This window comes from Aeromonas sp. NJAU223 (genome assembly GCF_051125555.1).
Lineage (GTDB): Bacteria > Pseudomonadota > Gammaproteobacteria > Enterobacterales > Aeromonadaceae > Aeromonas > Aeromonas veronii_G.
Map to the genome: position 1 here is coordinate 1,809,263 of NZ_CP144204.1, position 21,810 is coordinate 1,831,072.

Annotated in this window: 17 protein-coding genes and 1 pseudogene; 14 read left to right on the top strand and 4 right to left on the bottom strand. The window is 61.9% G+C overall.

Annotated features, from left to right (window positions below):
- Position 1 precedes the first annotated feature (1 nt).
- Genes VZC39_RS08370 through VZC39_RS08385 form a run of 4 tightly spaced genes read right to left on the bottom strand, consistent with a single transcriptional unit; the run spans position 2 to position 5,278 of the window.
- The gene (locus VZC39_RS08370) at positions 2 to 1,720 is read right to left on the bottom strand and encodes an NADH-quinone oxidoreductase subunit C (RefSeq protein ID WP_434667470.1); all 1,719 of its coding nucleotides are present in this window, start codon (positions 1,718 to 1,720) and stop codon (positions 2 to 4) included.
- Between the two features lie 47 nt (positions 1,721 to 1,767).
- The gene (locus VZC39_RS08375; protein ID WP_434667473.1) at positions 1,768 to 2,721 is read right to left on the bottom strand and encodes a respiratory chain complex I subunit 1 family protein; all 954 of its coding nucleotides are present in this window, start codon (positions 2,719 to 2,721) and stop codon (positions 1,768 to 1,770) included.
- 2 nt (positions 2,722 to 2,723) lie between these two features.
- Entirely contained in the window at positions 2,724 to 4,604 is a 1,881-nt protein-coding gene (gene hyfB, locus VZC39_RS08380) for a hydrogenase 4 subunit B (RefSeq protein ID WP_434667476.1), read from the bottom strand.
- Between the two features lie 23 nt (positions 4,605 to 4,627).
- A complete protein-coding gene (locus tag VZC39_RS08385; protein WP_434667479.1) occupies positions 4,628 to 5,278 on the bottom strand; it encodes a 4Fe-4S dicluster domain-containing protein in 651 nt (216 codons plus the stop codon).
- Positions 5,279 to 5,592: 314 nt separating this feature from the next.
- Here VZC39_RS08385 and VZC39_RS08390 point away from each other — a divergent pair.
- From VZC39_RS08390 to VZC39_RS08455, 14 genes and pseudogenes are all read left to right on the top strand, one after another.
- Positions 5,593 to 5,679 (top strand): annotated as a pseudogene (locus VZC39_RS08390) (hypothetical protein); the annotation flags it as partial.
- 61 nt (positions 5,680 to 5,740) lie between these two features.
- Complete coding sequence (locus VZC39_RS08395; protein WP_434667482.1) at positions 5,741 to 6,028, top strand: TOBE domain-containing protein; 288 nt, start codon at positions 5,741 to 5,743, stop codon at positions 6,026 to 6,028.
- A gap of 620 nt (positions 6,029 to 6,648) precedes the next feature.
- Complete coding sequence (locus VZC39_RS08400) at positions 6,649 to 7,245, top strand: 4Fe-4S dicluster domain-containing protein (RefSeq protein WP_434667485.1); 597 nt, start codon at positions 6,649 to 6,651, stop codon at positions 7,243 to 7,245.
- A gap of 126 nt (positions 7,246 to 7,371) precedes the next feature.
- Positions 7,372 to 9,516: a formate dehydrogenase subunit alpha gene (gene fdhF, locus VZC39_RS08405; protein ID WP_434667488.1), complete on the top strand. Its 2,145-nt coding sequence runs from the start codon at positions 7,372 to 7,374 to the stop codon at positions 9,514 to 9,516.
- A gap of 181 nt (positions 9,517 to 9,697) precedes the next feature.
- Complete coding sequence (locus VZC39_RS08410) at positions 9,698 to 9,997, top strand: hypothetical protein (protein WP_434667491.1); 300 nt, start codon at positions 9,698 to 9,700, stop codon at positions 9,995 to 9,997.
- Between the two features lie 297 nt (positions 9,998 to 10,294).
- Positions 10,295 to 12,415, top strand: a complete 2,121-nt coding sequence (locus VZC39_RS08415) for a sigma 54-interacting transcriptional regulator (protein WP_434667494.1) — start codon at positions 10,295 to 10,297, stop codon at positions 12,413 to 12,415.
- 35 nt (positions 12,416 to 12,450) lie between these two features.
- Positions 12,451 to 13,248 (top strand): formate dehydrogenase accessory sulfurtransferase FdhD, encoded by a 798-nt coding sequence (gene fdhD / locus VZC39_RS08420; RefSeq protein WP_349921946.1) that lies wholly within the window; start codon positions 12,451 to 12,453, stop codon positions 13,246 to 13,248.
- Between the two features lie 160 nt (positions 13,249 to 13,408).
- Positions 13,409 to 14,008 (top strand): recombination mediator RecR, encoded by a 600-nt coding sequence (gene recR / locus VZC39_RS08425; protein WP_349921947.1) that lies wholly within the window; start codon positions 13,409 to 13,411, stop codon positions 14,006 to 14,008.
- Positions 14,009 to 14,150: 142 nt separating this feature from the next.
- Positions 14,151 to 16,064, top strand: coding sequence for a molecular chaperone HtpG (gene htpG / locus VZC39_RS08430; protein ID WP_349921948.1), 1,914 nt, complete (start codon positions 14,151 to 14,153; stop codon positions 16,062 to 16,064).
- Positions 16,065 to 16,317: 253 nt separating this feature from the next.
- Entirely contained in the window at positions 16,318 to 16,962 is a 645-nt protein-coding gene (gene adk, locus VZC39_RS08435; RefSeq protein WP_434667499.1) for an adenylate kinase, read from the top strand.
- A gap of 95 nt (positions 16,963 to 17,057) precedes the next feature.
- Entirely contained in the window at positions 17,058 to 18,032 is a 975-nt protein-coding gene (hemH, locus tag VZC39_RS08440; RefSeq protein ID WP_434667502.1) for a ferrochelatase, read from the top strand.
- Positions 18,033 to 18,069: 37 nt separating this feature from the next.
- Positions 18,070 to 18,462: an MAPEG family protein gene (locus VZC39_RS08445; protein ID WP_434667505.1), complete on the top strand. Its 393-nt coding sequence runs from the start codon at positions 18,070 to 18,072 to the stop codon at positions 18,460 to 18,462.
- Between the two features lie 187 nt (positions 18,463 to 18,649).
- Entirely contained in the window at positions 18,650 to 19,954 is a 1,305-nt protein-coding gene (locus VZC39_RS08450) for an inosine/guanosine kinase (RefSeq protein WP_349921953.1), read from the top strand.
- 162 nt (positions 19,955 to 20,116) lie between these two features.
- A complete protein-coding gene (locus VZC39_RS08455) occupies positions 20,117 to 21,745 on the top strand; it encodes a methyl-accepting chemotaxis protein (protein ID WP_434667508.1) in 1,629 nt (542 codons plus the stop codon).
- The last annotated feature ends 65 nt before the right edge of the window (positions 21,746 to 21,810 follow it).

Here is a 21,810-nt window from a genome sequence, read left to right on the forward strand (position 1 = left end):
CTTATTTGAGCGGAGAGTGCTTGCGGTCGATACCGTAGCGTTCGATCTCCTTGTAGGAGACCACGGTGGACTTGCCCTTCTTGGGGTCGACCAGGGTGACCCGGTCGGTGCAGGAGTAGCAGGGATCCAGGCTGCCGATGATGAGGGGGGCATCCGCCACCGTGTTGCCCCGCAGCATGTAGCGCAGGGCCGGCCAGTTGGCGTAGGTGGCGGCCCGGCAGCGCCAGCGGAACAGCTTCTGGTTGTCGCCGGTCATGCTCCAGTGCACGTTCTCCCCCCGGGGGGCCTCGGTGAAGCCGAGGGCAAACTTGCCCGGCTGGTAGGTGAAGCCTTCGGTGAGCAGCGGGCCTTCCGGCAGGTGGTTGAGGCCGAACTCAATCATGTCCAGGGAGTCGTAGAGCTCGTGGATGCGTACCAGCACCCGGGATTGCACGTCGCAACCGGCGAGGCTCTGGATCTCCATGGGGAGTTCCCGGTAGGTGGCGAAGTCGTGGACCCGGCGCACGTCGCGCTTGAAGCCGCTCGCCCGCACCATGGGGCCGACGCAGCTGAAATCTCGCGCCACTTGCGGGTCCAGCTTGCCCACCCCCACCAGACGGGAGGAGATGTTGGCGGTGTCGAGCAGCATGGCCACCAGGGGTTTGAGCTCATCACGGAGTTCGCGCACCAGCTGGGCGCCCTTGATGCGATCTTCCTTGAAGATGTCCCGGCGCACCCCACCGATGAGGTTGAGACCATAGGTCTTGCGGGCGCCGGTGAGCAGCTCGGCCAGGGTCATGGATTTTTCCCGCACCCGGAAGAACTGCATGAAGCCGGTATCGAAACCGGTGAAGTGGCTGGAGAGCCCGATATTGAGGATATGGCTGTGCAGGCGCTCGACCTCCAGCAGCATGGCGCGGATCATCTTGGCCCGCTCCGGCACCGGGATGCCCATGGCGTTCTCCACCGAGGTGGTGTAGGCGACGCTGTGGGTGAAGCCGCAGATGCCGCACACCCGATCCGTCAGAAACGCCACCTCGTTGTAGCCCATGCGGGTCTCCGCCAGCTTCTCCATGCCGCGGTGGACATAGAAGAGGCGGTAGTCGGCGTCGATGATGTCCTCACCATCGACGAACAGCCGAAAGTGGCCCGGCTCGTCCGAGGTGATGTGCAGCGGCCCCACCGGCACGATGCGATTGGCATCGCTGCCGAGCTCGTTGACGAAGGGGTAGGTCTCGGTCTCCGTGCTGGGCATGGGGCGCTGGCGGTAGTCCATGGCGTCCTTGCGCAGGGGGTGAATGTCGTCGGGCCAGTCGTCCGGCAGCACCAGTCGGCGCTCGTCCGGCAGGCCGACGGCGCGCAGGCCGTACATGTCGCGGATCTCCCGCTCCCCCCAGACCGCCGCCGGTATGGTGGGGGTGATGGAGGGGTACTCCTGCTCGATGGCGTTGACCAGTACCTTGACGGTGATCCAGCTCTTGGTCTCGGCCTCCATGGAGAAGACGTGATAGACCGCGAAGTGGCCGTTCAGGCTGCGCTCGTCATTGGCAAAGGAGACCGACAGCCAGCCGCCGAGTTTGTGGAACAAGATGCTGGTGAGGGCCACCAGATCCGTGGGTTTGACGGTGAGGGTGGCCTGATCGGCGGTCTGCCACTGTTCGTCGGTGATGGCGTGGGGCAGTTGCTGTCGCAACTGCTGGATGTAGTCGCGGCCGATGCGATCTGAGATGGCGATGGTCATGCTGTTGTCTCGTTAAAAGCGGAAAAAGGGAGGAAGGCGGCCATGATTCAGACTCCGACCAGGTAGGCGAGCAGGGCCAGGAGGGCTATCCCTAAGCCATAGCGGGTCAGCCTGTGGGTGCGCACGAACTGGGTGCGGGCCATGGCGTTTTCGATGATGCCGGCGAGGGTGAAGACGATGACCAGCTTGCACAGCAGGATGAGCGCGGCCATCGCCAGGGCGGGCAGGCTGTCGCCGGCCGCCTTGCCAAAGGGGAGGAAGATCGCGAGGAAGAGCTGTACCACCACCAGTTGCTTGAGGCCGATGCCGAGCTTGAACAGGGCTAGCCCGGCTCCCGAGTATTCGGTCAGCGGCCCCTCTTGCAGCTCCTGTTCGGCCTCGGCGCAGTCAAAGGGCAGCTTGCCCATCTCCACGAAGACCGCGAAGGCGCAGGCGGCCCCCGCCAGCAGGGTGGCGATGGGCGCGGCCAGGGGCTGGGTCGCCACATAGGTGCTGATGTTGCCGAGATCCGAGCTGCCCACCATCATCACCATGACGAAGCAGGAGAGCACCAGTATGGGTTCGACCAGGATGCCGAGGGTCAGCTCGCGGCGGGCGCCCATCCCGGCAAACATGCTGCCGCTGTCGAGCCCGGAGAGGGAGAAGAAGAAGCGGAAGATGGCGAACAGATAGATATCGGTGATGAGATCCCCGGCGATGGGGAAGGGGGACTCCCGGGTCAGGGTCGGCAGTGCCATGGCCACCAGCAGCAGTGCCGCGATGAGCAGGGAGGGCGTCAGGTTGAAGATGATGCCAGCGGGCTCCGGGGTCACCTCCTGGCGACGCAGGAGCTTGGCGATATCCCGGTAATCCTGCAGCAGACCCGGCCCCTGGCGCGAGTGCATCCTGGCCCGCAGCACGCGGTTGAAACCGGTGGCGAGGGGGGCCAGGGCCAACATGGCGAGGGCCTGGGTGAGGGCGAGGGCCACCATGCCCCAGCTCGGCATTTCAAGAACAGCCATGATCAGACTCCTACAGCCATCAGGATAAAGAGCACCAGTACCAGGGCGTGCAGCACCAGGCTCGTGCGGGACGGGGCCTCGCTCACCCCGGTCAGGGCGCTGGCGAGATCCAGGCTCGGCTGCTTGCGATAGAGCGGTGCACAGAGGCGGCGCAAGGTGTGGGTGACGCCCCCCGAGGTGAGGCTCATGCGCTCCTCGTAGGCGTAGCCACAGGCCCAGGGAGTGCCGGCGTGACGGCGACCCGGCTTGGGTCCCTTGAACAGGGCCAGTATCAGCAGCGGGATGAGGAAGAGGCCGAACAGGGTGATGGCAATGACCGGCGGGGAGAGGATCGCCTGGCTGCTATCGAGCGGGATCAGGGTCGCGCCGGTTGCCACCGTGCTGGTCACTGAACTTGCCAGGTGAGCGGCGACGAGGGCCTGGCCGTAGCCGTTGACCAGGGGGGCAATCCAGGGGGCGCCGAGACCCAGCACCAGACAGACGGCGGCCAGCAGCAGGGTACCCGCTACCATGGCACCCGGCACTTCCCGGGCTTGGCTCGCTTTTTCGCTGCGCGGTGCGCCGCTAAAGCAGATGCCGTACACCTTGACGAAGCACATCACCGCCATGGCGCCAGTCACCGCCAGCATCACCACGGCGAGGGGGGCGACGATGGAGGTGCCGAGCCTGGTCATGGTGATCAGGGACTGATAGATGAACCACTCGCTCACGAAGCCATTCAGCGGCGGCAGCGCCGAGATGGCCATGGCGCCGATGAGAAACGCCAGCGCCGTCCAGGGCATCAGCTTGGCCAGCCCCCCCATCTTGTCCATGTCGCGGGTGTGCAGGCGGAACATCACCGAACCCGTACCCATGAACAGCAGGCTCTTGAAGATGGCGTGATTGAGCAGGTGATAGAGCGCCCCGAGCAGCCCCAGCACCACCAGGGTCGGTTGCTGGCCCGCAAGACCAATCATGCCGATGCCCATCCCCATCAGGATGATGCCGATGTTCTCCACCGTGTGGTAGGCGAGCAATCGCTTGAGATCGTGTTCGGCGAGCGCAAACAGCACCCCGAGCACCGCCGAGCAGGCGCCGAAGATCAGCACCATGTAGCCCCACCAGAGCTGGCTGGCACCGAGAAAATCGATGCCGACCCGCAGAATACCGAATAGACCGAGCTTCACCATGACCCCGGACATCAGCGCCGAGATGTGGGAGGGGGCAACCGGTTCGGCCACCGGCAGCCAGCCGTGCAGGGGCACGAAACCGGCGCGCAGGCCAAAGCCGCAGAAGCTGAGCAGGAACACCAAAGAGGCGAGGGGACCGGCCAGGTGATGCTCGCGCAGGACGCTGAACTCCAGGCTGCCGCTACGTTGGCAGAGCAGCCAGAAGGCGGCGAGCACCAGCACCATGCCGATGTGGTTCATCACGAGGTAGAGCCGGCTCTGCCTGGCGGCGGCCGGGTTGGTCTTGACCAGCCAGTAGCTGGTGAGCGTCACCAGCTCATAGCAGAGCAAAAAGCCGAGCGCGTTGTCGGCCAGCACCATGCCGGTCATGGCGAGCAGGAAGAGGTTCATCAGCACGCCGATGGTGACATCCCCCTTGCCCTCGTACTCCTTGATATAGGCAAAGGAGTAGAGGGAGACCGCGGTACCCACCAGGGTGACAGCCAGCAGCATCAGGGCGGCCAGCGTGTCCAGATAAAAAGAGCCGAGGTGTACCGAGCCCAGCAGCCAGAGCTGGCCGTCTATCGTCTCGCCGGCGGTGAGGGCTTGCACGGCGACCACCACACCGGCGAGCGACCCCAGCAGGGCGAAACCGCTATTGAGGCGATTGGCGAGCCCCCCCTGTTTTTGCAGCAGGAAGCCCGCCGCGGCGCCCAGCGCAAAGAGCATCAACATGCCCGTGATCCATGAAGGCAACATCAGCGTTCTCCCTGTCGGGTGTCGGCGGCCAGGGCCGCGGTGGCAAAGGAGGAGGCCAGCTCGGGGTGAGCCGCTACCGCTTGCAGGCGACGAGTCTGGGCCTGTTTGGCACTGACACTGTCGTTGACCAGGCTCAGGGCCTGGGAGGGGCAGGCCTCGATGCAGGCCGGGCCATCCTCGCGAAACGCACAGAGATCGCATTTGACCGCAATGGATCGCACGCCGGGCTCCCAGCTCAGCAAGTCTTCCCCAAAGCAGCTCAGCCCCGCCGAGGTGGCCGGGTTGCTGGAGCGGATGGAGCAGGGAATATAGGTGTCATAGCTGTTGGCCATGGCGAGCGGACGGCTGCCGCCGCTCTGGATGGCGCCGAACGGGCAGGCCACGGCGCAGAGGTTGCAACCGATGCAGAGGGATTCGTTGAGTTGCACCGCATCGCCGGTCTGGGCGATGGCCTCGACCGGACAGACCTTGATGCAGGGGGCATCGTCACAGTGACGACACTGAACCGGCATGGTGGCCTGCTCGTGTCGCATGACGGTTAATCGGGGGGCCTGTTGCAAACCCTTGGCCTTGTGGACGGTGGAACAGGCGGCCATACAGGTGCCACAACCGATACAAAGTTTGGGATCAGCGATAACGAAGCGGTTCATAGCCTACCTTGTCGTGTCGCGAACGGAGAAAGTAGGGGGTGGTTGGCAAAATGCGGGCCAGCTTGGGGTTGCAGCGTAAAATGAAAGTAAGGTTATGTTTTTTATGGTGATTTCATTGTCTATCACAGCAGGGTGAGAAGCATGGACCCGTGTCGAAGTGTGACGTTCGTCACTTGTGACGAGACGCTCGACAGGGGATAAAAACAGACAGCCGGGCTGCGCCGTGGTGATGGCGGCGCTCGGCAGCGCCGGTTGAATATGCCGTCAGAGACGACCATGATGAGTGCCCCAATCCAGCAAAACAGGAGTGTTGTATGGCCGTATCAGCCCGAAATCAGTTACAAGGAAAAGTCTCTGCGGTGAACTCAGGGGCGGTGAACGATGAAGTGGAAATCAGCCTTGCGGGGGGCGCCAGTCTGGTGGCTGTGGTGACGGCGAGCAGCCAGAAGGCGCTGGGGCTCAATGCTCAATGTCGGCAAAGAGGTGATCGCCTTGATAAAAGCCCCCTGGGTCATGCTGGCCTCGGAAGAGTGCGGGCTGCGCTTCTCCGCCCGCAACCAATATCCGGGCACCGTCAGCGCGGTGCAACCGGGGGCGGTCAACAGCACCGTGCAGGTGAAGACGGACGCCGGCTTTGAGCTGACCTCGGTCATCACCAACGACGCCAGCGAAGAGATGGCACTCGTTGCCGGCGCTCGGGTATTGGCGCTGGTGAAAGCCTCCGCCGTACTGCTCGCAGTCAAGCAGTAATCATCCTCATCTCAAGCAGGCTAGACCCCATATAGCCTGCTTTAAGCAAGCCTGCCTTCGGGCGAATGACACCTTAATCGTCACAGCGATACGAGACTGAGCCTTTGATGGATAAGCCGAGCCAAAAGCGACGTTCCAAAAAAATAGAGGCCTAGCCTGCCTAGACGTTGTTTCTGCTCAATCGCTGGGTCCATCAAGGCTGTTTTTTTTGTTCTGTTTTTCTTTACGACTCTGAGTCAGTGGATAGTAAAACTAAACGCTCTGGTCAGCGTCTTGTCCCTCCCAGTGCCTGCCCAGGCTGTTTTTATCCCTCTTGCCGCCATGCCATGAACTTGTCACCCCCAGGTCGGCGAGCGGTCAGCCCATCCGATGGAGAAGGGGGGCTCTGGGTGTCGAGCTCGTCACTTTTGTCGTGTCGATCACAGTCTTGTTTCCCGCTCGTCAGCATCATGGGGCTGGGCAAGGGGCCAGGCATGATGGTGTTAATCCTTTATTTTCAGTTGGTTGTGGATTTTATCGCGGGATTGGCCTGACTTGGTCTGATTAATGCCTAGTGGGATGACCGGCCGGGTCCTGGGGGATCCGGCCGGCGGTATCGAACCATTTAGGATCCCTCTTTTATGAACAGCTTCGTGATTGCCGATCCCGGTCTCTGCATTGGGTGTCGTACCTGTGAGGTGGCCTGCGCCGTGTCACACCAGTCTGGGTCCTGCAGTGGCACCCTGGAGCGGGAGAGCGGCCTGCACCTGGCCATCGAGGATGGGCACCTGGTCTCCAGGGACAGCTATTTTCAACCCCGCCTGAAAGTCATCGTCGGCAGCAAGGTGACCACCCCGGTGCTCTGCCGCCAGTGCGAGGACAAGCCCTGCGCCAAGGCCTGCCCGAACAACGCCATCGTCACCGAGGATGGTTATGTCAAGGTCTATCAGGCGCGCTGCATCGGCTGCAAATCCTGTGCGGTGGCCTGCCCGTACGGCGCCATGGCGGTGGTGGTGCAGGAGGTGGCCCCGGCCGCCGATGCGCTGTTCAAGCGGCCGCAGACCAAGGCCCGCGCTCTCAAGTGCGATCTCTGCAACCACCGGGAGGCGGGCCCGGCCTGCGTCGAGGTGTGCCCCACCCAGGCGCTGCGTCTGGTGACCCCGCAGAGTCTCGATAACCTGAATCGTCAGAAACAGCTGGCCAGTGCCGAGGCCATGCTGGCAGGGCTGGGACGCTGAGACGCGATGGCCGCCGTGGCAGTGGATTTATCTGGCAATCCAGTATTTTGCAATGCTTCCGCGCTGCCAATTGGCCATGTGCCCATTCGTTCGACCATCTTTCGTTAACAAACAAGAGTGTGAGTCATGAAAAAAGTCATTACCGTCTGCCCCTATTGCGGCACCGGTTGCAAGATCAACCTGCTGGTTGACAACGACAAGGTGGTGGGGGCCGAAGGCGCCCACGGCCGTACCAACGAGGGGCAGCTCTGCCTCAAGGGTTACTACGGTTGGGATTTTCTGAACGACACCAACCTGCTGACCCCGCGCCTGAAAAGCCCGATGATCCGCCGCGAGCGTGGTGGCAAGCTGGAGTCCGTCTCCTGGGACGAGGCCATCGAGTTTGCCAGCAGCCGCCTGTCGGCCATCAAGGCAAAATATGGCCCGGACGCCATCATGACCACCGGTTCGGCCCGCGGCCCTGGCAACGAAGCCAACTATGTGATGCAAAAATTTGCGCGTGCTGTCATCGGGACGAACAACGTCGACCACTGCGCGAGGGTGTGACACGCCCCCTCAGTCTCCGGTCTGGAGACAACGGTAGGCAATGGCGCCATGAGCAACGCCATTCCCGAAATTCAAGAGACCCAATGCCTGCTGGTGTTTGGTTACAATGCTGCTGACTCTCATCCCATCGTCGCGCGCCATATCCTGAAGGCAAAAGCCAACGGGGCGAAAGTGATCGTTTGCGATCCGCGCATGGTGGAAACCGCCCGCATCGCCGATCAATGGCTGCCGCTCAAAAACGGCTCCAACATGGCGTTGGTCAATGCCTTTGGCAACGTGCTGATCGCCGAGAACCTCTACGACAAGGAGTTCGTCGCCAACTACACCGAGGGCTTTGAGACCTACAAGGCGCTGGTGGCCAAGTACACCCCGGAATACGTGGAAGGGATCACCGGCCTCAAGGCCGCGGATATCCGCGCCGCCATCCGCACCTATTCGGCGTCCCCTGCCTCCATGATCCTGTGGGGCATGGGGGTGACTCAATACGGTCAGGCGGTGGACGTGGTCAAGGGCCTCGCGGGGCTGGCGCTGCTCACCGGCAACTTCGGCCGGCGCGGTACCGGCTGCGGCCCGGTGCGCGGTCAGAACAACGTGCAGGGCACTTGCGACATGGGGATGCTGCCCCACCAGTTCCCGGGCTATCAGTCCGTGGCCGATCCCGCCATCAGTGCCAAGTTCGCCAAGGCCTGGGGGGTGGAGTCCCTGTCCCAGAAACCGGGCTACCGTCTGACGGAGCTGGGTCACAAGGTGGAGGAGGGCAAGTGCAAGGCCTTCTACATCTTCGGGGAAGATCCGGCCCAGACGGAAGCCGATCTGGCCCAGTTCCGCCGTACCCTCGGGGGGATGGAGCTGGTCATCGTGCAGGACATCTTCATGACCCAGACCGCCGAGATGGCGGATGTCATCTTGCCCGCCACCAGTTGGGGCGAGCATGAAGGGGTCTACAGCTCGGCGGATCGCGGCTTCCAGCGCTTCTACAAGGCGGTGACTCCGCCCGACAACGTGAAGCCGGACTGGGCTATCTTCTCCCTGATGGCGACCGCCATGGGTTATCCCATGGAATATCGGGACACCCACCAGATCTGGGACGAGATGCGCTCGCTCTGCCCACTCTACGCCGGGGTCAGCTATGACAAGATGGCGGATCTCAAGAGCGTGCAGTGGCCTTGCCCGACCGAGGATCACCCGGGCACCAGCACCCTGTTCGAGGGCAATGTGTTCACCACCCCGAGCGGCAAGGGTCAGCTGATCGCCTCCGAGTGGCGGCCACCCCTGGAGCAGCCCGATGAAAACTTCCCGCTGGTGCTCTCCACCGTGCGGGAGGTGGGTCACTACTCCTGCCGCTCCATGACCGGCAACTGCTCGGCGCTGCAGACCCTGGCCGATGAGCCCGGCTATGTGCAGATCCACCCGAGCGATGCGCGAAAGCTCGGGGTGAAAGATCAGGCGCTGGTCTGGATCTCGTCCCGGCGCGGCAAGGTGATCACCCGGGCGAACTACAACGAGCGGGTCAACGCCGGTGTGGTCTACATGACCTACCAGTGGTGGATCGGGGCCTGCAACGAGCTCACCATCGAGCACGTGGACCCGGTCTCCTATACCCCGGAATACAAGTACTGCGCGGTTAAAATCGAGCGAATTGATAATCAGTCTGAGGCGGAGAATTATGTCCAGACCGAATACAGTGCGCTCAAGGCGAAATTGCGCAGCGCCGCCAAAGGGTAAGTCTCGTTAAATAAAAAGGATCCAGGCTCTGTTTACAGAGCCCGGATCCCTTCACCCTTTTTTCAGTGAACAAGGGGCAGTCATGAAAAATGAATTAAATGTATCGTTCGGTATATGCTATCTATCGGCATATTTCCTGGTGATGTCATTCGGGGTGGCCTGCTATTTATGGCAAGACGAAATGATATTCCTGCTGGGGTTTGGCTTTTTTGGCTGTTTCATCGCCGCACGCCTGGCCATGAGCATGGTGCTGGCGGCCCTCAGCGTGCAGGTGGCCTGGCTCATCGCCTTTCTCTCCACCACCCTGGTCAACAGCCTGCTAATGGGGTTCTCGGCGTTGATGCTCTATCTGACCCATCAGGCGGTATCGGCGGAGCTGGCCGACAACATCACCCTGATCCTGGCTGCCTTCCAGCTGTTGTCCGCCCTGTTCATTTTCGGTGGGCTCAAGTTCAATCGCTATCAGGTGCACCTCTCCTGAGGATGAGTTGATCGCCATCAAATAGGAACGAACCGGTTGAATATATTATCGGGCGATCAATCTAATGGCTGGCTAATAATGTGAAAGCGTGACGCCGTTGTCATGGTGCGGATGCTCCGTTATTATGCGTTCAACCAGCCCGATGCTATTTCAATGGATGTTTGTTTTTATAATTAAGTGTTAAATCATTAAGCCTTAATTATAACATCTGACGGATATGGCTAATACATCGCCCCTCGTCGTTGCTCACTGCAATGTGCCCGCTCTTTTCCCATACCCTGCGTATGCGAGGCCTACATGCTGAACATGAATGCCATTCCGCTGACCGAGATCTCCCCCATCTGGGATGACGGTTTCCTCTCCCTCTCCAAGACCCTGCTCTCCGCCGTCACCCTGGACGACTTCATCATCAAGCTCAGCCACATCGACAGTTGCTTTGGCGACGTGAACCGGGTCAACCTCATTCTGAACCTCGGTGGGGAGGAGGTGCTCTTCTGCTACATGGGGGAGGCGGGGCCGCAGCAGCTGCTCTGCCAGAAGGGGGATCTGCACTTTTCCCGGGAGCAGGCCATCGTCCTGTCGGCGGCAAGCTTCGTGAATCACTGCGCCGGGCTTGCCAGCACCCCCGTCTATGACGACCTGCAATCCTATTGCCAACTGCCCATCACCACGGCCCGCAGCCACCTGGGGGGCATCGAGTTCATCAGTGCCGAGGAAGACGCCTTCCCCATGGCGGCCCTGGCCAAGCTGACCCAGCTTGCCGCCATCGTCGCCATTGCATTGGAAAGCGTGCAGGACAAGGAACGCACCTTGGAGCAGGCCCACTCCCTGCGCCTTGAACGCGACAGTTGCAAGATCCTGGTGGACATCACCAATGCGGTGCTCCAGCTGGTGCGCATCGCCGAGCTGCCCCGCAGCCTGTTCACCATCTTGCAGCATCATTTTGCCATCGGCAGCCTGTGTCTGGCGGAGTACAACGCCACCTCCGACAGTTTCAAGAGCTATCTGGTGAATCAGCGCGAGAGCGATAAGCCTGGCATCATCAATCACTCCTGTTTCGAGAAACACTGCCTGCAGGGGGCGCTCGGTCACAGCGAGCCTTTCTTTGTGTATCGTGAGCAGGGCCACGGCTGCGATTCGGGTTGCCGCTTCAGCTCCCAGATCCTGCCCCCCGATGCGCACAGCTCCTGCATCCTGCCCCTGCGCTATCGGGGCAACCTGCTGGGGGTCTTGATCCTCTCCCACCCGGCGGCGGATTTTTTCGCCGATCTCGACATCTCCCTGCTGGAGCAGGTGGCGGCCCGCACGGCGATTGCCATGAACAACGTGCAGGCGCAGCAGGAGATCTCCAACACCAACGGTGCCCGGGAGAAGACCTTGCGGGTGGCCGATACCCCGGAGGGGGATTTTGCCAACATCATCTACCAGAGCGCCGTCATGGCGAATGTGCTGGAGAAGGTGAAACTGGTGGCCCAGAGCGACTGCTCCGTGCTCATTCTGGGGGAAACGGGCACCGGCAAGGAGCTGATCGCCCGGGCCATCCATCAGCAGAGCCTGCGCCATGAGCAGGAGATGGTGAAGGTGAACTGTGCCGCCATCCCCACCGGTCTTATCGAGAGCGATTTGTTCGGCCACGAGAAGGGGGCCTTCACCGGCGCCCTCAGTCAGCGCATCGGCCGCTTCGAGCGGGCCCACAAGGGCACCCTGTTCCTGGATGAAGTGGGGGACATGCCGCTCGACTTGCAGCCCAAGCTCTTGCGGGTCTTGCAGGAGCATGAACTGGAGCGGGTGGGCAACAGTACCCCCATTCCCATCGATGTGCGGCTGGTGGCGGCCACCAACTGCGATCTGCTCTCCATGGTCAAGACCAAGCGCTTTAGAAGCGATCTCTACTACCGACTCAACGTCTTCCCCATCGAGCTGCCCCCCCTGCGCGAGCGTCGCGAGGACATCCCGCTGCTGGTCAACTTCTTCATCAAGAAGATTGCCAAGCGGATGCGCCGCACCATCACGTCCATCCCGGCCGATGCCATGAAGATGCTGGTGTCGCTCCCCTGGTACGGCAATATCCGCGAGCTCGAGAACATCATCGAGCGGGCCGTGGTGATGACCCGTGGCCACGTGCTGAACCTCTCCCCGGACGAGCTGTTGCCCCTCAAGGGTTTTCACAAGATAGAGACCCTGGTCTATGACCAACCGGCCGGCGGGCTCTTCGATGCACCGGTGCGCACCGCACCTCCTTCGGAGGGGGAGGGCGAGGACGAGCGTGAACAGATCATCCGGACGCTGAAGGAGTGCAACGGCATCGTCGCCGGGGAGCGGGGCGCCGCCCAGCGCCTCGGCATGAAACGCACCACCCTGCTGTCGAAGATGAAACGGCTCGGTATCTCGGCGAAAGCCCCCCAGATCCTCGATTGAAGGCAGAGCGGATGTTGCCAGAGCAGAACAATGATATGCACCCCTTGAGCCGTCAGCGCGAGGTGGTGCACTACCACCGTGATGGCGTTACCACTGACAGCGCCATGCTGCTGCCTGCCGAGACCCCGGTGGCGCTGGTCTACAACGGCATCGCCCACAGCGTGATGATGTGCAGTGCCTCGGATCTGGAGGATTTCGCCATCGGCTTCTCCTTGACGGAGGGGATCATCGACGGCCTGCACGACATTCACGACATGGAGCAGGTCGATGGCTGCCAGGGCATCGAACTGCACATCACCCTGGCCAATCGCTGCGTTCACCGCCTGAAAGAGAAGAAACGTACCCTGGCGGGGCGTACCGGTTGCGGCATCTGTGGCAGCGAGAGCCTGGATCAGGTGGTGCGCACGCTCCCCCCGCTGCCAGACAGCCAGCGCCTCGCCGTCGATCAGATAGACAAGGTGCTGACGGCCCTGCGTCCCTTGCAGCAACTTGGGCAGAGCACGGGGGCCACCCATGCCGCCGTGCACCTGGACCTGGCCGGCAACATCCTCGCCATCCGTGAAGACGTGGGCCGCCACATCGCGCTGGACAAGCTGGTGGGATACCTGTGCCGCCATGGTCGCCGCGATGGGGCCATCCTGGTGACCAGCCGTGCCAGCTTCGAGATGGTACAAAAGTGTGCCAGCGCCGGGGTCGAGATCCTGCTCGCCATCTCGGCCGCCACCGAGCTCGCGGTGAGACAGGCCGAGCAGACCGGCCTCACCCTCGCAGGCTTCTGCCGTCCCGGGCGGGCCGAGATCTACTGTGGCCGCCAGCGGATCCTGCTGGAATAACGCCCCTTGATTGGCGCTCCCTTGTGGCGCGGGCATTGGCGCAGGGGGCGGGCTCGGGTATAGTCCTGCGCCAACAAGATTAGGTTCGGATGGCGGAGTGGCGCTGCATCAAGCAAGCCCCCAGGCTCCTCCCTTCGGCACGGCATCAAAGGATATCCTCATGAAATTCAGCCCCCTGCTCGATGAGATGATGAAGGCGCTGCAGGTGCTGCCGGGCGTTGGCCCCAAGTCGGCCCAGCGCATGGCGTTCACCCTGCTCGAGCGCGAGCGCAGCGGCGGCCTGCGTCTGGCCTCCCTGCTCAACCGCGCCCTGACCGAAATCGGTCACTGCAGCCACTGCCGTACCTTCACCGAGAACGAGCGCTGCGAGATCTGCACCAACCCCAAGCGCGAGGAGAGCGGTCTTTTGTGCGTGGTGGAGAGCCCGGCGGACGTGGCCGCCATCGAGCACACCGGCCAGTTCTCCGGTCGCTACTTCGTGCTGATGGGGCACCTGTCACCCCTTGACGGCATAGGCCCCGAGGAGCTGGGGCTGGAGATCCTGGAGCGCCGCCTGAAGGATGAATCCATTGAGGAGTTGATCCTCGCCACCAACCCGACCATCGAGGGGGATGCCACCGCCTGGTATATCGCCGACATGGCCCGCGCCGCCGGGGTGGCGGTGAGTCGCATCGCCCACGGGGTGCCGGTGGGAGGCGAGCTGGAGCTGGTGGATGGCACCACGCTGTCCCACTCCCTGATGGGGCGCCAGCGCCTCTAGCCGCGACGGTACAAGAAATGGGCAGCCGCGCCCGGCATGAGGGGCGAGTGGGCAAGTTTGCACACTCGCCCCTTGATATTTTCAAGGCCACCCCCATCTAGCTTGGGAATCTGTTCAACCCGACGTTTTTGAGGATTGGTCGATGACCCAAAGTGTTCACGCCGAAACCCACGGCTTTCAAACCGAAGTCAAACAACTGCTGAGCCTGATGGCTCACAGCCTCTACTCCAACAAAGAAGTATTCCTGCGCGAGCTGATCTCCAACGCCTCCGATGCGGCGGACAAGCTGCGCTTCAAGGCGCTTTCCGATGCCTCTTTGTTCGAAAACGACGGCCAGCTGCGCGTGCGCCTAGTGGTGGACAAAGAGAACAAAACCTTGACCATCTCGGACAACGGCATCGGCATGACCCGTGACCAGGTGATCGAACACCTGGGCACCATCGCCAAGTCCGGCACCGCCGAGTTCTTCAAGCACCTCTCCGGTGATCAGGGTAAAGACTCCCAGCTGATCGGTCAGTTCGGGGTGGGCTTCTACTCCGCCTTCATCGTCGCCGACAAGGTGACCGTCATCTCCCGCGCCGCTGGCACTGACGCCAGCCAGGGCGTGCAGTGGGAATCCGAAGGGGAAGGCTCCTTCACCGTGGCGGATGTGACCAAGGAAACGCGCGGTACCGACGTCATCCTGCACCTGCGTGCCGAGGAAGAGGAGTTCCTGGACGACTGGCGCCTGCGCTCCGTGGTCAGCAAATACTCCGACCACATCAGCGTGCCGGTTGAGATGTACAAGGAAGGGACGCCGGATCGGGAGGAAGACGGTGAAACCATCGTCGGCACCCCGGGCGAGTGGGAGCAGGTCAACCGCGCCACCGCACTCTGGACCCGTAATCCGAAAGACATCAAGGAAGAGGAGTACCAGGAGTTCTACAAGCACGTCGCCCACGACTTTGAGGATCCGCTGCTCTGGGGCCACAACCGGGTGGAAGGGGCACAGGAGTACACCAGCCTGCTCTACATCCCGGCCCGCGCGCCCTTTGATCTCTACAACCGCGAGCAGAAGCACGGTCTCAAGCTCTACGTGCAGCGTGTCTTCATCATGGATGACGCCGAGCAGTTCATGCCGACCTACCTGCGCTTCGTGAAAGGGGTGCTGGACTCCAACGATCTGCCGCTCAACGTCAGCCGTGAAATTTTGCAGGACAACAAGGTCACCGCCTCCCTGCGCAAGGCCTGCTCCAAGCGAGTCTTGACCATGCTCAACAAGCTCGCGAAAGAGGACGGCGAGAAGTACGCCAAGTTCTGGAGCGAGTTCGGCAACGTCTTGAAAGAAGGTCCGGCCGAGGATTACGCGAACCGCGAAGAGATCGCCAAACTCCTGCGCTTTGCCAGCACCGCCGGTGAAGGGGAAGCCCAGACCGTCTCCCTGGAAGAGTACGTCGGCCGCATGAAGGAAGGTCAGCAGAAGATCTACTACATCACTGCCGACAGCTTCGCCGCCGCCAAGAACAGCCCGCACCTCGAAATCTTCCGCAAGAAGGGCGTCGAAGTGCTGCTGATGTGGGAGCGGGTCGACGAGTGGCTGATGAGTCACCTCACCGAGTTCGACGGCAAGCAGCTGGTCTCCGTTACCCGTGGCGAGCTGGATCTGGGCGAGCTGGAAGACGAGGCTTCCAAGCAGGCACAGGAGGAGGCCGAGAAGGCCAATGCCGGTCTGGTGGAGCGGGTCAAGCAGAGCCTGGGAGAGAGCATCAAGGAGGTGCGCGTCACCCATCGCCTGACCGATTCCCCCTCTTGCATCGTCACCGACGACAACGGCATGAGCACCCAGATGATCAAGCTGATGCGCGCCGCCGGCCAGCCGGTGCCGGAGCAGAAGTACATCCTGGAGCTCAACCCGGAGCACGCGCTGGTGAAAAAGCTCGATACCATCGAGGACGAGAGTCTGTTCGGTGAGTGGGTGAGCCTGCTGCACGAACAGGCCCAGCTGGCCGAGCAGGGTGGCCTCAACGATCCGGCGAGCTTCGTCGCCCGCATCAACCGCCTGCTACTCCAGGCGTGATAGCCAAGAGCCCACTGCGCGCAGTGGGCTTTTTTATGATGGCTTGCTGGCGTCAGCGTGACTGGCCAGACCACTATTTAGCTGCATTTTCAATCATTTTCTGTGTGCAACCCTTGCGTCTTTCGTCGTAGTGCCTGCACAAACACATGGTGATAATGTGGCCACTCACACGGGGCAAGCTTGTGAAAATGGGCGAAACCGTGTAGTTTTTTGCCTTCTCAAGAATTGAATAACCAATCAATTAGGAGCGTGTATGCGCATTGTTCTGTTGGGAGCACCGGGTGCAGGTAAAGGCACTCAGGCTCAGTTCATCATGGAAAAACACGGTATTCCGCAGATCTCCACCGGCGACATGCTGCGTGCGGCGATCAAGGCGGGCACCGAGCTGGGCCTCAAGGCCAAGGCCGTGATGGACGCAGGTCAGCTCGTCTCCGACGACATCATCATCGGCCTGGTCAAAGAACGTATCGCGCAAGCGGATTGCGCCAACGGCTTCCTGCTGGACGGCTTCCCGCGCACCATCCCCCAGGCGCAAGCCATGAAGGATGCCGGTGTGGTGGTGGACTTCGTGCTGGAGTTCGACGTGCCGGACGAAGAGATCGTCAAGCGCATGAGCGGCCGCCGTGTTCACTCCGGCTCCGGCCGTACCTATCACGTGGTGTTCAACCCGCCGAAGGTTGAAGGCAAGGATGACGTGACCGGCGAGGATCTGGTGATCCGTGCCGACGACGAAGAGACCACAGTGCGCAAGCGTCTGGATGTGTACCATCAGCAGACTGCGCCGCTCATCGGTTTCTACGGTAAAGAAGCCGAAGCGGGCAACACCCGTTACGTCAAGATCGACGGCACCCAGCCGGTGGATCAGGTCAGCCAGCAACTGGCGGCGATCCTGGGCTGATTTTTCCTTCGATCCCCAACGAGTTCGAGACAAGGGTCCATGCAGGGCCCTTTCTTGCATCATAACAAGAACGACAAACACGACAGGAAGCTAACGTGACCACGAAAACCGGGATCTTGCTCGTCAATCTGGGAACCCCAACCGCGCCGACGGCCTCGGCCGTGCGGGCCTTCCTCAGCCAGTTTCTCAGCGATCCGCGGGTGGTCGAGATCCCCCGCTTGTTGTGGTCACCCCTGCTCAATTGCGTCATTCTGCCCCTGCGAGCTCCTCGGGTTGCCAAGCTCTACCAGCAGATCTGGACCGAAGAGGGCTCCCCCTTGATGGCCATCAGCCAGCGTCAGCGGGCGGCGCTCGAGCAGGAGCTCAAGCGGGAAGGGGTGGATGTGCCCGTGGTGCTCGCCATGACCTATGGCAGCCCCTCCCTTGCCGATGGCTGGCAGTCCCTCAAGGCCCAGGGAGTCAACAGGGTGATCCTGTTGCCGCTCTACCCCCAGTATGCCGCCAGCACCACGGCCGCCGTGTTTGACGGCTGGGCGCGAGTGATGCGAGGGGAGCGCCACCTGCCGGTGATGCGACTCATCCGTGATTATCACAACCATCCGGAGTACATTCAGGCACTCGCCATGAGTGTGCGCCGTCAGTGGGAGCAGCAGGGGCAGGGTGAGCATCTGTTGATGTCCTTCCATGGCATTCCCCAGCGCAGCGAAGACGAGGGTGACCCCTATGGTCATCAGTGTCGCCGCACCGCCAGCCTGCTGGCAGAGGCGCTCGGCCTTGCCCCCGAGCAGTGGAGCGCCAGCTTCCAGTCCCGCTTTGGCAAGCAGGAGTGGCTCAAGCCCTACACGGATGCCACCATCACAGATCTGGCCAAGGCGGGGGTCAAGCGACTCGATGTGATCTGCCCGGCGTTTTCCGCCGACTGTCTCGAGACCCTGGAGGAGATCCAGGTCGAGAACCGCCACCTCTTCACCGAGGCGGGGGGAGAACAGTTCCACTACATCCCGGCGCTCAACAGCGATCAGGCCCACATTCGCATGATGGTGTCGCTGATCTGCCGCGAGCTGGCATGAGTCTGGGGATTCATCTTCAACCACAAGGATTGTCTTTATGCTGCATATCACGCTGATCTACGCCGGTCTTCTGGGGCTCTTGTTCTTGCTGCTCTCCTTCTGGGTGGTCAAGCGCCGTGCCCAGTTCAAGGTGATGATAGGGGAGGGCGAAGCCCCGGAGATGCTGGCCGCCATCCGTGCCCACGGCAACTTCGCCGAGTACGTACCCCTCACCCTGCTGCTGATGGCCCTGTGCGAGCTGGCAGGGGTCGGTGCCCTCTGGCTGCATCTGGGGGGCATGTTGTTGCTGGTGGGGCGCGTGCTGCACGCCATCGGTATCCAGATCCCCAAGGCGCCGAACAAACCGCGTCTGTTTGGCACCCTGTTCTTCTGGCTCTCCCTCGGGCTTTTCTCGGTGCTCGCCCTGGTGCAGGGCTTGTCATTTGGTTGAGAACCCAACACGCTGATTTGTTAAAAACCACCCGTCATCGAGGTGGTTTTTTTATGCCGCCATAGTCAAACGTTTTCCTCTGCAGCCCTTGTCTATACTGACCCCATATTTTAAGCGGGCGACTTTTCGATGGGGCGGATTGTGTTAAAATCCCGCCCCTCTTTTCCCCAGAGCACAGAAGATTGCCATGAAATTTCCCGGTCAGCGCAAGTCCAAACACTACTTCCCGGTCGACAGACGGGATCCTCTGATCCCGCAAAACCCCCAACTCACCGAATTGGGCAAGGCCTATGTGGTGGGCATCGATCAGACCCTGGTGGACATCGAAGCTCACGTGGATGAAGACTTCCTGAACCGGTACGGCCTGAGCAAGGGCCACTCCATGCTCATCTCCGACGACGTGGCCGAACGGGTCTACGAAGAGCTCAAGACCAACAACATGGTGGTGAGCGAGTTTGCCGGTGGCACCATCGGCAACACCATGCACAACTACTCCGTGCTGGCGGATTCCCACTCCATACTGCTCGGGGTCATGAGCCAGGATATCCGCATCGGCAGCTACGCCTACCGCTATCTGTGCAACACCTCCTCGCGCGTCAACCTTGACTACCTGCAACCGGTGGACGGCCCGGTCGGCCGCTGCTTCACCTTCATCACCGAAGGGGGCGAGCGCAGCTTTGGCATCAACGCCGGCAAGATGGATCACCTGGATGTGGCGCACATCCCCGAGGCCATCATCAAGGAGGCCTCCGCCCTGGTGATCACCGCCTATCTGGTCCGTGGCGCCGATGGCACCCCCATGAAGGACGCGGCCATGACCGCCGTGCGTTATGCCCGCGAGGCCGGTGTGCCCGTGGTGTTGACCCTGGGGACTCGTTTCGTCATCGATGAGAACCCCCAGTGGTGGCGCGACTTCATCGCCGAAAACGTGACCGTGCTGGCGATGAATGAGGACGAGGCCGAGGCCCTGACCGGGATCAGCGATCCCCTCGGCGCTGCCGACAAGGCGCTGGACTGGGCCGACATGGTGCTCTGCACCGCCGGTCCCATCGGCCTCTACATGGCGAGCTACACCGACGAAGATTACAAGCGCGAGACCACCCACACCCTGCTGCCCGGGGTCATTCCCGAATTCAACATGTTTGAGTTCAGCCGCCCCATGAGCCGTGCCAAGTGCCGCAAGCCCGCACGGATCTACTCCCACATCTCCCCCTACATGGGCGGGCCCGAGAAGATCAAGAACACCAACGGTGCCGGTGACGGCGCGCTGTCTGCCGTGCTGCACGACATGGTGGCCAACGCCTACCACCGCATGAACGTGCCGAACTCCGCCAAGCACATGTCCGAATTCCTCACCTACTCCTCCCTGGCCCAGGTGTGCAAGTACGCGAATCGGGTGAGCTACGAAGTGCTGGCCCAGAGCAGCCCGCGTCTTTCCCGTGGCCTGCCCGAGAAGGAAGACAGTCTGGAAGAGGTGTACTGGGAGCGTTGATCCTGCGGGACTGTTTAGACTAAAAGACGAAGGCGCCTGCGGGCGCCTTCGTGCATTTTGGGGCTGGATCATGTTTTTGACAGCGGCATTGCGGTCGTCGTGGACAGTCAGCGCTGCCGCATCATACCTTGTTAACAATATGTAGCGGTATGAGGTGGGCTTATGTTGAGAGAATGGAGTATCGGTCGACGCCTGTCGCTGGTGACCCTGATGGTGCTGGTCCTGCTCGGACTCTTGCTCTTTTCCTGTCTGCAGATCTACCAGCAGGGATTGATGGGGGAGAAGAGCCGCCAGACCCGGGCCCAGGTCGAGACGGCCTACAGCTTGGTGGCGCAGTTCGAGGCGAGAGTGCAGCGTGGCGAGCTCGGCGAGGCGGATGCCAAGGTCCAGGCGCTGGCGCTGCTCAAGGGGCTGCGTTACGGCCAGGACGACTACTTCTGGATCAACGACAGCCACCCCACCATGGTGATGCACCCCATGAAGCCGGAGCTGGACGGCAAGGATCTCTCCGGCGTGGAGGACAAGCAGGGGCTCAAGCTGTTCGTGGCCTTCGCCGATCTCGCCAAGGCGCAAGGGGCGGGGGAACTCGCCTACTACTGGCCCAAACCCGGGGTGGAGGAGCCGGTGCGCAAGATCTCCTACATCAAGCGATTTGCGCCCTGGGACTGGATCATCGGCACAGGCATCTATGTGGACGACGTGGAGGCCCAGTACCAGGAGGTGCTGCGAACCCTGCTCGGCATCGGACTTGTGCTCGCCATCCTGTTGTTTGTAGTGGTGGGGCTCATCGTGCGCAGCATAGTGGTGCCGCTTTCCCAATCGGTATCAGCCCTTGGCAATATCGCGCGAGGGGAGGGAGACTTGCGATTCCGCCTACCGGAGCGTGGCCGGGATGAACTGAGTCAGCTGTCGGCCAATTTCAACCAGTTTGCTGGCCAGATGGCGCAACTGGTGGGACGCAGCCAGCAGATCGCCGCCCAGAACCGGGAGCAGGCCCATCAGCTGGAGCAGGTGGTCGATCGCACCGGCACCATCGTCACTGGACAGGAACAGGATACCTTGCGGGTGGCCAGCGCCATGGAACAGATGACGGTGAGCAGTCGTGAAGTGGGCCAACATGCGGCCGATGCGGCAGAGGCGGCGGATGCCGCCCTGGATCTTGCCCGCCATGGCCGCGAGGTTGTGGCCCAGACCATTGCCACCATCAGCCAGCTGGCCGATGAGATGGCCGATACGGTACAGGCGGTGAGCCAGCTGGAGCAGGAGACCCAGCAGATTGGCTCGGTGCTCGACGTCATCCGCGGGGTGGCCGAGCAGACCAACCTCTTGGCGCTCAATGCCGCCATCGAGGCGGCCCGGGCCGGAGAGCAGGGGCGCGGCTTCGCGGTGGTGGCCGATGAAGTGCGCACCCTGGCGACCCGCACCCACAGCTCCACCGACGAGATCCGGCAGATGATCCAGCGCCTGCAGGAGGGGGCGGGCAAGGCCGTGCACGGAATTACCCAGTTGCAGCAGCTCTCCCGCACCACGGCGGACAAGGCCGGGGATGCCGATGGGGCCATCAATGCCATCGATGGATCCGTGCACACCATCACCGCCATGAATAGTCAGATAGCCAGCGCGGCGGCGCAGCAGAGCCAGGCGGCGGAGGAGATAAACCAGCGGCTGGTGGCGATCACGACCCTGGCGGCGGACGCCCTGGCCCAGAACCGGTTGACGGAGCAGGCGGCGGGCAAATTGGCCCACTCCTGCGACGAATTGGGGGCCCTTGTCGCGCAATATCGCACCTGATGGGCTTTATCCCCTGCTTTTTGGGGATTTGACTTGAGTCCGGGGGGCTTTTGGGACACCATCAG